This window comes from Litoreibacter halocynthiae (assembly GCF_004365635.1).
Lineage (GTDB): Bacteria > Pseudomonadota > Alphaproteobacteria > Rhodobacterales > Rhodobacteraceae > Litoreibacter > Litoreibacter halocynthiae.
In genome coordinates this window covers 680,381-693,829 of record NZ_SOBH01000002.1, presented here as the reverse complement: position 1 = coordinate 693,829, position 13,449 = coordinate 680,381, and the positions used below count along the sequence as shown (strand labels likewise).

Here is a 13,449-nt window from a genome sequence, read left to right as displayed (position 1 = left end):
TCGCGCCCCACTCAACCCATCCCCTAATTTGTAAGGACGCAAAATGAACCAGGAACTGACAACCAACCCGTTCAACCCGATCGCGCCGCCGAAAAGCTTTGACGAAATCAAAGTATCCTTGGCCTCGCCCGAGCGGATTCTGAGCTGGTCTTACGGCGAGATCAAAAAGCCGGAAACCATCAACTACCGTACGTTCAAACCAGAGCGTGACGGCCTGTTCTGTGCACGCATCTTTGGCCCGGTCAAAGACTATGAATGTCTGTGCGGAAAATATAAGCGCATGAAGTATCGCGGCGTTGTCTGCGAGAAATGTGGTGTTGAAGTTACGCTTCAAAAAGTACGCCGCGAGCGCATGGGCCACATCGAGCTGGCTGCACCGGTCGCACACATCTGGTTCCTCAAGTCGCTTCCATCCCGGATCGGCCTGATGCTGGATATGACTTTGCGCGATCTGGAACGCATTCTCTACTTCGAGAACTACGTTGTGATCGAGCCCGGTCTGACCGATCTGACCTACGGCCAATTGATGAACGAGGAAGAATTCCTCGACGCGCAAGACGCCTATGGCATGGATGCTTTCACCGCCAACATTGGCGCCGAAGCGATCCGCGAAATGCTGGCTGCGATTGATCTGGAAGCCGAAGCTGACACGCTTCGCGAGGAATTGGCCGTCGCTACTGGCGAGCTGAAGCCGAAGAAGATCATCAAGCGTCTGAAACTGGTCGAGAACTTCCTCGAGTCCGGCAACCGTCCTGAATGGATGGTTCTGACCGTGGTTCCCGTGATCCCGCCAGAGCTGCGCCCGCTGGTCCCACTTGACGGTGGCCGTTTTGCGACCTCCGACCTGAACGATTTGTATCGCCGCGTGATCAACCGGAATAACCGCCTGAAGCGCCTGATTGAGCTTCGCGCACCGGACATCATCGTTCGCAACGAGAAGCGTATGCTTCAAGAGTCTGTGGATGCGTTGTTCGACAACGGTCGTCGTGGCCGGACCATTACGGGTGCTAACAAGCGTCCGTTGAAGTCCTTGTCCGACATGCTGAAAGGTAAGCAAGGTCGCTTCCGTCAGAACCTTTTGGGTAAGCGCGTCGACTTCTCTGGCCGCTCAGTGATTGTGACGGGTCCGGAACTGAAACTGCACCAATGTGGTCTGCCGAAGAAGATGGCGTTGGAGCTGTTCAAGCCGTTCATCTATTCGCGTCTAGAGGCCAAAGGTCTGTCCTCAACCGTGAAGCAGGCGAAGAAGCTGGTCGAAAAAGAGCGTCCCGAAGTTTGGGACATTCTCGACGAGGTTATTCGCGAACACCCAGTGATGCTGAACCGTGCGCCGACCTTGCACCGTCTTGGCATCCAAGCGTTCGAGCCTGTGTTAATCGAAGGTAAGGCTATCCAGCTTCACCCGCTGGTCTGCTCGGCCTTTAACGCTGACTTCGACGGCGACCAAATGGCTGTTCACGTGCCGCTCTCGCTGGAAGCCCAGCTGGAAGCGCGTGTTCTGATGATGTCGACGAACAACGTCCTGTCCCCTGCGAACGGTGCACCAATCATCGTGCCATCGCAGGACATGATCCTTGGTCTCTACTACATCACCATGGAGCGCGAAGGCATGCACGGCGAAGGCAAGATCTTCGCTAATGTCGACGAAGTTCAGCACGCGCTGGATTCCGGCGAAGTGCATCTGCACGCCAAGATCCAAGCCCGCCTGCCGCAGATCGACGAGGAAGGTAACGAGGTGCTGACGCGCTTCGAGACCACTCCTGGCCGTATCCGTCTGGGCGCGCTGCTGCCGCTGAACGCGAAAGCGCCGTTCTCGCTGGTGAACCGCCTTCTACGTAAGAAGGAAGTTCAGCAGGTCATCGATACGGTCTACCGCTACTGTGGTCAGAAAGAGTCTGTGATCTTCTGTGACCAGATCATGACCATGGGCTTCCGCGAAGCGTTCAAGGCAGGCATTTCGTTCGGTAAGGACGATATGATCATCCCTGACAGCAAGTGGCCCATCGTTGATGGAACACGCGAGCAGGTAAAAGAGTTCGAGCAGCAGTACATGGACGGCCTGATCACTCAGGGCGAGAAGTACAACAAAGTGATCGACGCATGGTCGAAGTGTAACGACCAAGTTACCGACGCCATGATGGCCAACATTTCCGACTCCGGTCGGGCTGAAGACGGTTCGCAAAACGAGCCGAACTCGGTTTACATGATGGCCCACTCCGGTGCGCGTGGCTCGGTTACGCAGATGAAACAGCTGGGCGGTATGCGTGGTCTGATGGCCAAGCCGAATGGCGAGATCATCGAGACGCCGATCATCTCGAACTTTAAAGAAGGTCTGACCGTGTTGGAGTACTTCAACTCCACCCACGGTGCCCGTAAGGGTCTGTCGGATACGGCTTTGAAAACGGCGAACTCCGGTTACCTGACACGTCGTCTTGTGGATGTTGCTCAGGACTGCATCGTGCGCATGCACGATTGTGGCACCGACAACTTCATCAACGCCTCTTCGGCGGTGAATGACGGTGAAGTTGTGGCATCCATCGGCGAGCGCCTTCTGGGCCGTACGGCTGCGGAAGACATCTTGATGCCTGGCACGGACGAAGTCATCGTTGCCCGTGACGAGCTGATTGACGAGCGTAAGGCTGACGCGATCGACGCGGCAGACATTCCTGCTGCCCGTATGCGCTCACCTCTGACCTGTGAAGCTGAAGAAGGCGTTTGCGCCATGTGCTATGGCCGCGACTTGGCCCGTGGTACGCTGGTGAACACCGGTGAAGCTGTCGGCATCATCGCTGCGCAGTCCATCGGTGAGCCCGGTACACAGCTGACGATGCGGACGTTCCACATCGGCGGCGTTGCACAAGGTGGTCAACAGTCGTTCCTCGAGGCCTCGCAAGAGGGTAAGGTCGCGTTTGAAAACGCGTCCATTCTCGAGAATGCGTCCGGTGATAAAGTGGTCATGGGCCGTAACATGCAACTGACCATCACCGATGCTAACGGCACCGAGCGTGCGCGTCACAAGATCGGCTACGGCTCCAAGATCCACGTCAAAGATGGCGCCAAAGTTGTTCGCGGCGACAAGCTGTTCGAATGGGATCCGTACACCTTGCCGATCATCGCCGAGAAAGACGGTAAAGCCCGCTTTGTCGATCTCATCTCCGGTATTGCCGTTAAGGACGAAACCGATGATGCGACCGGCATGACCCAGAAGATTGTGGTCGACTGGCGTGCTGCACCAAAAGGCAACGAGCTGAAGCCCGAGGTGATCATCGAAGGTGCGGACGGCGAACCTGTGCGTCTGGAGAATGGCAACCCAGCCACCTATCCGATGTCTGTGGATGCCATTCTGTCCATCGAAGACGGTCAGGACATCAAAGCTGGTGACGTGGTTGCGCGTATTCCTCGTGAGGGTGCCAAAACCAAGGACATCACCGGTGGTTTGCCACGTGTGGCCGAACTCTTTGAGGCACGTCGCCCCAAAGACCACGCCATCATCGCGGAAATCGACGGCTACGTTCGCTTCGGCAAGGACTACAAAAACAAGCGTCGCATTGCGATTGAGTCCTCGGATGATGCAGAAGTAAAAGTCGAATACATGGTGCCAAAAGGCAAACACATCCCTGTGGCCGAAGGCGACTTCGTCCAGAAGGGCGACTACATCATGGACGGCAACCCTGCGCCGCATGATATTCTTGCCATCATGGGTGTGGAGGCTCTGGCCGACTACATGATCGACGAAGTCCAAGACGTGTATCGTCTGCAAGGCGTGAAGATTAACGATAAACACATCGAGGTTATCGTTCGTCAAATGCTGCAGAAGTGGGAAATCCAGAGTTCTGGTATGACCACGCTTCTGAAAGGCGAGCATGTGGACAAGGCCGAGTTCGACGCCGCCAACGAAAAGGCGATCTCGAAAGGTGGCGAGCCTGCAACGGGCGAGCCGATCCTGCTGGGTATCACCAAAGCGTCGCTGCAAACGCGTTCGTTCATCTCTGCCGCGTCCTTCCAGGAGACGACCCGCGTGCTCACCGAAGCCTCTACCATGGGCAAACGTGACAAGCTGATCGGCCTGAAAGAGAACGTCATCGTGGGTCGCCTGATCCCGGCAGGTACAGGTGGTGCGACGCAGAAGATGCGCCGTATCGCGCAAGAGCGTGACAACGTCGTGATCGAGGCCCGCAAGGCCGAGGCGGAAGCCGCACTGGCATTGGCTGCACCGGAAGAGTCCGCGATGGACGAACCGATGGAGACGATCGTGGTGGAAACACCTGAAAGCCGCGACGAGTAAGACACAGTCTACCGTTGATAGATAAAAGCGCCCGCCGAGAACTCGGCGGGCGCTTTTGCATTCATTATCCTGAAACCGACGTTATTTCAGTTTTTCGGTCAAATGCTCGGCAAAGGTGTCGACCATCTGGATGTAATAGTCCGCGGTGTCCCGACGGATGATGACGATATCTTCACCGGGATCAAAAACGATCGGAGCTGGCAGGTACGAAACTGTAAGTTCGTAGGCTTGATGCTGCGAGTTATCGTTCAGATTGTTGACACTGACCGACCCCGCCAGTTCGGATTCCTCAAGGCCGAGGATCGACTGGAAGCTGTTTGCCAGCGACAATTCGTCGATGTCCACTACAACGCTTGCTCCGTCGTCCGAAAGTTGGTCCGTGAGTTTGGCTACAATCGCAGTCTCGAGGTCTTCCTCAATGCTGGTGTAGTAAGCCGCGGCACTCTCGTTTTTGATCGCCGTCAAATCGACGGTGACATCAACGCTGCTGACCGAAGTTTCTGCAAACGCGGACGAACTCATCAGAAGGGCTGCCGCTGCGGGCACAAGTGACTTAAACATGGTGTCTCCATTCATTTTCTACGACGCAAGTTGGCGTCTGTTATGAGATGACAACGTCTGATGGATCGTCCGGTTCCATTTTTTTTCCGCGTGATTGTATGGTTCGTTCGGGGCATCCAGCGCAGAGACAAACATGTCCTGTTCAGTTCCGCATATCGGTGATAACTGCGATTCCATGGACCTTTCAGACAACACACGTGGCGCCCTTTTCATGATGGGCTCAATGACCGCCTTTACCTTGAACGACGCGTGCATGAAGTCACTCTCGGGCGAGTTGCCGCTGTTTCAGGCTTTGCTCCTGCGATCAATTGCAGTGATTGCGTTTATTGGCTTTATGGCTTGGCGGGCAGGGACATTCCGGACGCGTATCAGTCGCAAAGACCAAATGCTGATCGCGCTACGCACCGTTGTGGAAATCGCTGCGGCGTATTTCTTCATTTCCGCGCTGTTCCACATGCCAATTGCCGACGTCACAGCAATTCTTCAAGCCCTGCCATTGACCGTAACGCTCGCCGGGGCAGTGTTTCTGGGGGAGGCAGTTGGTTGGAAACGCCTGATGGCGATTTTGGTCGGTTTCGCAGGGGTCATGTTGATCTTGCGCCCGCCCTTCCTTTTCGGGGAGGGAAGCGGGTTTTCCATCTACTCCATTTATGTGCTGCTGGCGGTGGTCTGCGTGACCGTTCGCGACCTGTGCGCACGCCGCATCTCTGCTGCGGTGCCGTCCATGACCATCGCTCTTGCTGCGGCGATCGGGGTGATGTCGCTTGGCGCTGTCGGTAGCATCACGCAACCTTGGCAACCGGTCAGCGTGACGTCGATCATGTGGCTGGCAGGCGCGAGCTTCTTCGTAATCGGTGGCTATGTCTTTTCCGTCTCGGCCATGCGCTCGGGGGAGATCGGGTTCGTCGCTCCGTTCCGGTACACAAGTCTGGTTGTTGCTTTGATTTTAGGGCTGTTCTTGTTTGGCGAATGGCCAGACAGATTGACCATGCTCGGCTCCGGGATCGTTGTCGCGACCGGGCTGTTCACGCTCTACCGCGAACGCCTGACAGCCAAACGTCAGCATTTTGGGCTTAGACCAAGATGAAACGCTGCAGGAATTCGAGGCCTTATCCGGCCTGCACCTGTTGACACTATTGGCGACTCCGCATATCACGCGCGCAATCAGGTCGGGGATCGCTCGGCCTGCAATCAAAATTTAGTGGTCACGATCCAGACACTTTAAGACGTCTCGATCCTCTGTAATCCCACCGCGCGGATCCCAGGTAGGGTAACCCGCTGCGGGTCTTTGTGTTTGCGGACGCGTAAATACAACCAAGAATTAAGCGGGGCACGCGCGTGTGTCCCAAACGAAGTTGAAACCAAGGGGACGATCCTCCATGCCAACGATCCAACAGCTGATCCGCAAACCGCGCCAGCCAAAACGCAAGACTTCCAAGTCTCAGCACCTCGAGCAATGCCCGCAAAAGCGTGGCGTTTGTACTCGTGTTTATACCACGACACCAAAGAAGCCGAACTCCGCTATGCGGAAGGTCGCCAAAGTGCGTCTGACAAACGGTTTCGAGGTCATCTCGTACATCGGTGGTGAGAGCCACAACCTTCAGGAGCACTCTGTGGTTCTGATCCGCGGCGGTCGCGTAAAAGACCTTCCGGGTGTCCGTTACCACATCCTGCGCGGTGTGTTGGATACCCAAGGCGTTAAAGATCGTAAGCAACGTCGTTCGAAATACGGCGCGAAGCGTCCGAAGTAAGGAAGAGATTACATGTCACGTCGTCACGCCGCTGAAAAACGCGAGATTCTGCCGGACGCCAAATTTGGCGACCGCGTTCTGAGCAAATTTATGAACAACCTGATGATCGACGGCAAAAAATCTGCCGCCGAACGCATCGTATACAACGCATTTGACCGCGTTGAAGAAAAGCTGAAGAAAGCTCCTGTGGAAGTGTTCCACGAAGCTCTCGAGCTGATCAAGCCTTCCGTCGAAGTGCGTTCGCGCCGCGTTGGTGGTGCTACCTACCAGGTTCCTGTCGAAGTGCGCCCCGAGCGCCGCGAAGCCCTGGCAATCCGTTGGTTGATCAAAGCTGCGCGTTCGCGCAACGAGCACACCATGGAAGAGCGTCTTGCAGGCGAATTGATGGATGCCGTGAACTCCCGTGGTTCCGCCGTCAAGAAACGCGAAGACACCCATAAAATGGCCGACGCGAACAAAGCGTTCAGCCACTACCGCTGGTAAGGGAGCGCATCTGATATGGCACGCGACTATCCCCTCGAACGCTACCGGAACTTCGGTATTATTGCGCACATTGATGCCGGTAAAACCACATGCTCCGAGCGTATCCTGTTCTATACAGGCAAATCCCACAACATCGGCGAAGTGCACGATGGCGCAGCGACCATGGACTGGATGGAGCAAGAGCAGGAGCGTGGCATCACGATCACCTCTGCTGCGACAACCACTTTCTGGGAGCGCACTGAGAACGGCACCGAGCCGGACTCTCTGAAGCACCGCATGAATATCATCGACACTCCGGGCCACGTTGACTTCACAATTGAAGTAGAGCGTTCCTTGGCGGTTCTCGATGGTGCAGTTACCGTTCTTGACGGTAACGCAGGTGTTGAGCCGCAAACCGAAACTGTTTGGCGCCAGGCCGACCGCTACAAAGTTCCGCGGATTGTGTTCGTTAACAAAATGGACAAAATCGGCGCAGACTTCTTTAACTGCGTTCGCATGATCGAAGACCGCACAGGTGCAACTGCTATTCCTGTGGGCATCCCAATCGGTGCCGAAACCGAGCTTGAAGGTCTCATTGACCTCGTGACCATGGAAGAGTGGCTGTGGCAGGGCGAAGACCTTGGCGCATCCTGGATCAAAGCTCCAATCCGCGACGGCCTGAAGGCGCAAGCCGACGAGTGGCGTGCAAAAATGGTCGAAGCCGCCGTCGAAATGGACGACGACGCGATGGAAGCATACCTCATGGAGGGCACAGAGCCTGACGTGAAGTCTCTGCGTGCATTGCTGCGCAAAGGTTGCTTGGCGCTGAAGTTTGTTCCGGTTCTGGGTGGCTCCGCGTTCAAGAACAAAGGTGTTCAGCCGCTGCTTAACGCTGTAATCGACTATCTGCCGTCACCATTGGACGTTGTCGACTACATGGGCTTCAAACCGGGCGACGAGACAGAAACACGTGATATTCCGCGCCGTGCGGATGACAACATGCCATTCTCGGGCCTTGCGTTCAAAATCATGAACGACCCTTACATGGGGACGTTGACGTTCACACGCATCTACTCTGGCAAGCTCGCCAAGGGTGATAACCTGATGAACACCACCAAGGGCAACAAAGAGCGTATCGGCCGCATGGTTATGATGCACTCGAACAAGCAAGAAGAGATCACCGAAGCGTTTGCTGGTGACATCATCGCGCTGGCTGGTCTAAAAAACACCACCACGGGCGACACTTTGTCGGACGAAAAAGAGCAGGTGGTACTGGAAACGATGACATTCCCCGATCCAGTGATCGAGATTGCCGTCGAGCCGAAGACAAAAGCCGACCAAGAGAAAATGTCTCTGGGTCTGCAACGTCTGGCTGCCGAGGATCCATCCTTCCGCGTGGAGACCGACATCGAGTCCGGTCAAACCATCATGAAGGGCATGGGCGAACTTCACCTCGACATTCTGGTTGACCGTTTGAAGCGCGAATTCAAAGTTGAAGCCAACATTGGTGCGCCTCAGGTTGCTTACCGCGAGACCATTGGTCACGAAGTCGAGCACACCTACACCCACAAGAAACAGTCGGGTGGTTCTGGTCAGTTCGGCGAAGTGAAAATGATCATTTCCCCGACAGAGCCGGGCGAAGGTTACTCGTTCGAAAGCAAGATCGTTGGTGGTGCTATTCCAAAGGAATACATCCCAGGTGTTGAAAAAGGTATCTTGTCCGTTATGGATAGCGGCCCGCTGGCTGGCTTCCCCGTGATCGACTTCAAGGTGGCCTTGATCGACGGTAAGTTCCACGATGTTGACTCCAGCATTCTGGCATTCGAGATCGCAGCACGTATGTGCATGCGTGAAGGGATGCGCAAAGCTGGCGCCAAACTGCTGGAACCTGTGATGAAGGTCGAAGTTGTGACACCGGAAGAATATACCGGCGGCATCATCGGTGACCTGACATCGCGTCGTGGTCAGGTGCAGGGCCAAGATACACGCGGCAACGCGATTGCTATCGACGCCACCGTGCCTTTGGCGAACATGTTCGGCTACATCAATACGCTGCGGTCGATGTCGTCTGGTCGTGCGAACTTCACCATGCAGTTCGATCACTACGAGCCAGTACCACACGCGATCTCTGAAGAAATTCAGGCCAAGTTTGCATAAATCCGATGCGCGCCTCGGGCGCGCATCGTCCCACTTCTAAGGCATCGGGTCTGACCCGCCGTCTGAACACACAAAAAATCAGGAGGCCATCATGGCTAAGGAAAAGTTTGAACGCTCTAAACCACACGTCAACATCGGCACAATCGGCCACGTTGACCACGGCAAAACCACGCTGACAGCAGCGATCACCAAGTATTTCGGTGACTTCCAAGCGTATGACCAAATCGACGGCGCGCCCGAAGAAAAAGCCCGTGGCATCACGATCTCGACCGCTCACGTCGAGTACGAGACCGAAAACCGCCACTACGCCCACGTTGACTGCCCCGGCCACGCCGACTACGTCAAAAACATGATCACCGGTGCTGCCCAAATGGACGGCGCGATCCTGGTTGTGAACGCGGCTGACGGCCCGATGCCACAAACCCGCGAGCACATCCTGCTGGGCCGCCAGGTTGGTATCCCGAAGATGGTCGTTTACATGAACAAAGTTGACCAAGTGGATGACGACGAGCTGCTCGAGCTGGTTGAAATGGAAATCCGCGAGCTGCTGTCCTCCTACGACTACCCTGGCGACGACATTCCAGTGATCCCGGGCTCGGCTCTGGCCGCTATGGAAGGCCGCGACGAAGCAATCGGCGAGGACTCCATCCGCAAGCTGATGGCCGCTGTTGACGAATACATCCCGACACCAGAGCGCGCTGTTGACCAGCCGTTCCTGCTGCCAATCGAGGACGTGTTCTCGATCTCCGGTCGCGGCACGGTTGTGACCGGCCGTATCGAGCGCGGTGTGGTTAACGTTGGTGACGAGCTGTCCATCGTGGGCATCCGTGACACCACAAAAACCACCTGTACCGGTGTCGAGATGTTCCGCAAGCTGCTGGATCGCGGTGAAGCAGGCGACAACGTCGGCGTCCTGCTGCGCGGCATCGACCGTGACGGCGTTGAGCGTGGTCAGGTTCTGGTCAAGCCGGGTTCGGTGACACCACACACCAAGTTCGAGGCCGAGGCCTACATCCTCACCAAAGAAGAGGGTGGCCGTCACACGCCGTTCTTCGCGAACTACCGTCCGCAGTTCTACTTCCGCACGACTGACGTGACCGGCACCGTGAACCTGCCAGCAGGCACGGAAATGGTTATGCCAGGCGACAACCTGAAGTTCGACGTCGAGCTGATCGCGCCCATCGCGATGGAGCAAGGCCTGCGTTTTGCGATCCGCGAAGGCGGCCGGACTGTTGGTGCTGGTGTTGTGTCCAAAATCACCGAGTAACGGCGGGTTCTCCCGCCGCGTGGGTGGCAGTTGCTTTGTGAAGCAAAGCAATGAGAACCCACTCGGTAGAGATAATGCAAAAGGCCGCTTCCGAAAGGAGGCGGCCTTTTTTGAACTTTGGGTTTTCATTCTGGGTAAAAAGAGATGATTGAACTAACTATTCAGGCTCTGGCACTTACTGCGGCATTTTTTTCGGCATATTTTTGGTATGCAAGTGCTAAACTTAATCCCCCTCCAAATTTGGGAACTGGATTTAGTATTGGTAATGAGAGGCCGGGGGATAATCCCGTATACAACTGGGCTCTCAAAGTATCCGATCAAAACCGGAAGGCCGCGTTAAGTACTGCCATTGCAATTTTTCTTCAGGGCCTCTCAATCGCATCTGGTCTCCTACAGGTTTAATGGATGGCAAGAATTTCCCTGCCCGAAATCAAGCCGTAGGCGCTGTTCATCGCCAGTCTGGGGCTCCGTCCGCTCAGCGCTGAAACGGTCCACTAGACCGTTTCCGAGACGCGCTTTACCCATCCGCAAGGGCTGGCGATTTGGAGTGGTCACCCACCATTTCGATGAAGAACGTGTTTGGCCACCATTAAGTGGTTCGGACCAATGTAGCATCGCCATCCGACGCCCTAGCGATACTCTCTCTAAACCCCACAAAAACACAGCAAAAGGTGTTGCGCGTCACACCGACTCCCCCTATACGCTCCCCAAGGAACAGGGGTATGCCACGCATGCCCCTCTTTATGTTCCGCACATAACGACGCGACGAGGGTGCCGGATGAGCCGCTGTCCTCCAATCCGTTGAGACCCCAATCCAAGGGGAAATGTCATGGCCGCAAGCCAAAACATTCGCATCCGCCTGAAGGCGTTCGACTACCGGGTTCTGGATGCATCTACCCAAGAGATCGTAAACACCGCAAAGCGCACCGGCGCTGACGTGCGTGGCCCGATCCCTCTGCCCAACAAGATCGAAAAATTCACCGTTCTGCGTGGCCCACACGTGGACAAAAAATCCCGCGATCAGTTCGAGATCCGCACGCACAAGCGTCTGCTCGACATCGTTGACCCGACCCCGCAGACCGTGGACGCGCTGATGAAGCTCGACCTGGCTGCCGGCGTTGACGTCCAGATCTCGGTTTAAGGAGGGCTTCTTGATATGTTGCGCTCTGGTGTAATTGCGAAGAAGGTCGGCATGACCCGCCTCTTCATGGAAGACGGCAAGCAGATCCCTGTGACCGTTCTTCAACTCGACAAGCTGGAAGTGGTTGCCAACCGCACCATGGAGAAGGACGGCTACACAGCTGTTCAGCTCGGTGCTGGCACTGCCAAAGCCAAACGGACCTCCAAAGCCATGCGCGGCCACTTTGCCGCTGCAAAGGTGGAGCCCAAGCGCAAGATCGCTGAGTTCCGCGTTGCCGAGGAAAACCTGATCCCCGTTGGTGAAGAAATCATCGCGGCCCACTACTTTGAGGGTCAATTCGTGGATGTTGCCGGTACGTCTATCGGTAAAGGTTTCCAAGGCGCGATGAAGCGTCACAACTTTGGGGGCCTGCGCGCTACTCACGGTGTGTCCATCTCTCACCGCTCCCACGGCTCGACCGGTCAGTGTCAAGATCCTGGCAAGGTTTTCAAAGGCAAGAAAATGGCCGGCCACATGGGTGCTGCCCGTGTGACCACGCAAAACCTGCAAGTGATCAAGACCGACAACGAGCGCGGCCTGATCATGATCAAAGGTGCCGTTCCCGGCTCCAAAGGTGGCTGGGTCACCGTTAAAGACGCGGTGAAGAAGCCTCTGTCTGAAAACGTGATCTTCCCTGCAGCGCTGGCCTCGTCTGCCCGTGAAGCGATGAAAGCCGCTGAAGAAGCCGCCGCAGCCGCTGAAGCTGAAGCAACCGCAGCAGCAGAAGCAGCAGCCGCAGAAGCCGCCGCCGCTGAAGAAGCCGCAATGAAAGAAGCAGAAGCATCCATTGACGCTGATAAAGCCGAAGGCGATGCACCTGAAGGAGACAAGTCCGATGAAAGCTGATGCCATCAATCTGGACGGCAAGAAGGCTGGCTCGGTAGAGCTGTCTGACGCCATCTTCGGCCTCGAGCCACGTGCGGACATCCTGCACCGTGTGGTTCGCTGGCAGCGTAACAACGCACAGGCCGGCACCCACAAGGTGAAGACCCGTTCGGAAGTTAACTACTCGACCAAGAAGATCTACCGCCAAAAAGGCACCGGTGGCGCTCGCCACGGCGCTCGCTCGGCTCCGATCTTCCGCGGTGGTGGTGTCTACAAAGGCCCAACACCTCGCAGCCACGGCCACGACCTTCCCAAGAAGGTTCGTAAGCTGGGTCTGATGCACGCCCTGTCCGCCAAAGCGGTCGCAGGCGAGCTGGTCATCATCGACAGCATCAACATCAAAGATGTGAAAACCAAGACCTTGGCCGCACAGATCAAGGAACTGGGTTGGAAACGCGCTTTGATCATTGATGGTGCCGACGTGAACGCTGACTTCGTTCAAGCTGCCCGCAACATCGCTGGTCTGGACGTTCTGCCTACAATGGGCGCCAACGTCTTCGACATCCTGAAACGTGACACTTTGGTTATCACCAAAGCTGGTCTCGAAGCACTGGAGGCTCGCCTGTCATGAGCACGAAGTCTGAGCACTATGACGTGATCCGCAAGCCACTGATCACCGAGAAGGCCACTATGGCCTCCGAGGCGAATGCAGTTGTGTTTGAGGTCGCTATCGACGCCAACAAGCCGATGATCAAAGAAGCAGTGGAAACACTCTTCGGCGTCAAGGTGAAGGCGGTTAACACCACCATCACCAAAGGTAAGGTCAAGCGCTTCCGGGGCCAGCCTGGTCGCCGCAAAGACGTGAAGAAGGCGTATGTTACCCTCGAAGAAGGTAACACAATCGACGTCTCTACTGGTCTGTAAATAGTCGGCAGGGTGATCCCTGCCCGACGCATAGAAT

At 56.0% G+C, this 13,449-nt stretch carries 11 protein-coding genes; 10 read left to right on the top strand and 1 reads right to left on the bottom strand.

What is annotated here, in order from left to right:
- Positions 1-43: 43 nt before the first annotated feature.
- On the top strand, positions 44-4,285 hold the full coding sequence (rpoC, locus tag BDE40_RS10750; RefSeq protein WP_134014534.1) for a DNA-directed RNA polymerase subunit beta': 4,242 nt from the start codon (positions 44-46) through the stop codon (positions 4,283-4,285).
- Between the two features lie 81 nt (positions 4,286-4,366).
- Here rpoC and BDE40_RS10745 read toward each other — a convergent pair whose 3' ends face one another.
- Positions 4,367-4,846, bottom strand: coding sequence for a hypothetical protein (locus tag BDE40_RS10745; RefSeq protein ID WP_134014533.1), 480 nt, complete (start codon positions 4,844-4,846; stop codon positions 4,367-4,369).
- A gap of 133 nt (positions 4,847-4,979) precedes the next feature.
- Here BDE40_RS10745 and BDE40_RS10740 point away from each other — a divergent pair, with 133 nt between their 5' ends.
- The 9 genes from BDE40_RS10740 to BDE40_RS10700 all read left to right on the top strand — a co-directional run bounded on the left by BDE40_RS10740 (position 4,980) and on the right by BDE40_RS10700 (position 13,412).
- Complete coding sequence (locus tag BDE40_RS10740; RefSeq protein WP_342775011.1) at positions 4,980-5,933, top strand: DMT family transporter; 954 nt, start codon at positions 4,980-4,982, stop codon at positions 5,931-5,933.
- A 292-nt stretch (positions 5,934-6,225) separates the two neighbouring features.
- The gene (rpsL, locus tag BDE40_RS10735; RefSeq protein WP_073142194.1) at positions 6,226-6,597 is read left to right on the top strand and encodes a 30S ribosomal protein S12; all 372 of its coding nucleotides are present in this window, start codon (positions 6,226-6,228) and stop codon (positions 6,595-6,597) included.
- 12 nt (positions 6,598-6,609) lie between these two features.
- Positions 6,610-7,080 carry a 30S ribosomal protein S7 gene (rpsG, locus tag BDE40_RS10730; protein WP_121026847.1) on the top strand — a complete coding sequence of 157 codons (471 nt, stop codon included), beginning with the start codon at positions 6,610-6,612 and terminating at the stop codon, positions 7,078-7,080.
- A 15-nt stretch (positions 7,081-7,095) separates the two neighbouring features.
- Complete coding sequence (gene fusA, locus BDE40_RS10725; protein WP_134014531.1) at positions 7,096-9,216, top strand: elongation factor G; 2,121 nt, start codon at positions 7,096-7,098, stop codon at positions 9,214-9,216.
- Positions 9,217-9,307: 91 nt separating this feature from the next.
- Positions 9,308-10,483 carry an elongation factor Tu gene (tuf, locus tag BDE40_RS10720; RefSeq protein WP_134014530.1) on the top strand — a complete coding sequence of 392 codons (1,176 nt, stop codon included), beginning with the start codon at positions 9,308-9,310 and terminating at the stop codon, positions 10,481-10,483.
- Between the two features lie 829 nt (positions 10,484-11,312).
- Positions 11,313-11,624 (top strand): 30S ribosomal protein S10, encoded by a 312-nt coding sequence (rpsJ, locus tag BDE40_RS10715; protein WP_021101968.1) that lies wholly within the window; start codon positions 11,313-11,315, stop codon positions 11,622-11,624.
- A gap of 15 nt (positions 11,625-11,639) precedes the next feature.
- Entirely contained in the window at positions 11,640-12,509 is an 870-nt protein-coding gene (gene rplC / locus BDE40_RS10710) for a 50S ribosomal protein L3 (RefSeq protein ID WP_134014529.1), read from the top strand.
- Positions 12,499-13,119: a 50S ribosomal protein L4 gene (gene rplD, locus BDE40_RS10705; protein ID WP_134014528.1), complete on the top strand. Its 621-nt coding sequence runs from the start codon at positions 12,499-12,501 to the stop codon at positions 13,117-13,119. The genes rplC and rplD overlap by 11 nt, the downstream gene beginning before the upstream one ends.
- The gene (locus tag BDE40_RS10700; protein WP_134014527.1) at positions 13,116-13,412 is read left to right on the top strand and encodes a 50S ribosomal protein L23; all 297 of its coding nucleotides are present in this window, start codon (positions 13,116-13,118) and stop codon (positions 13,410-13,412) included. Before rplD ends, BDE40_RS10700 begins: the two co-directional genes overlap by 4 nt.
- The last annotated feature ends 37 nt before the right edge of the window (positions 13,413-13,449 follow it).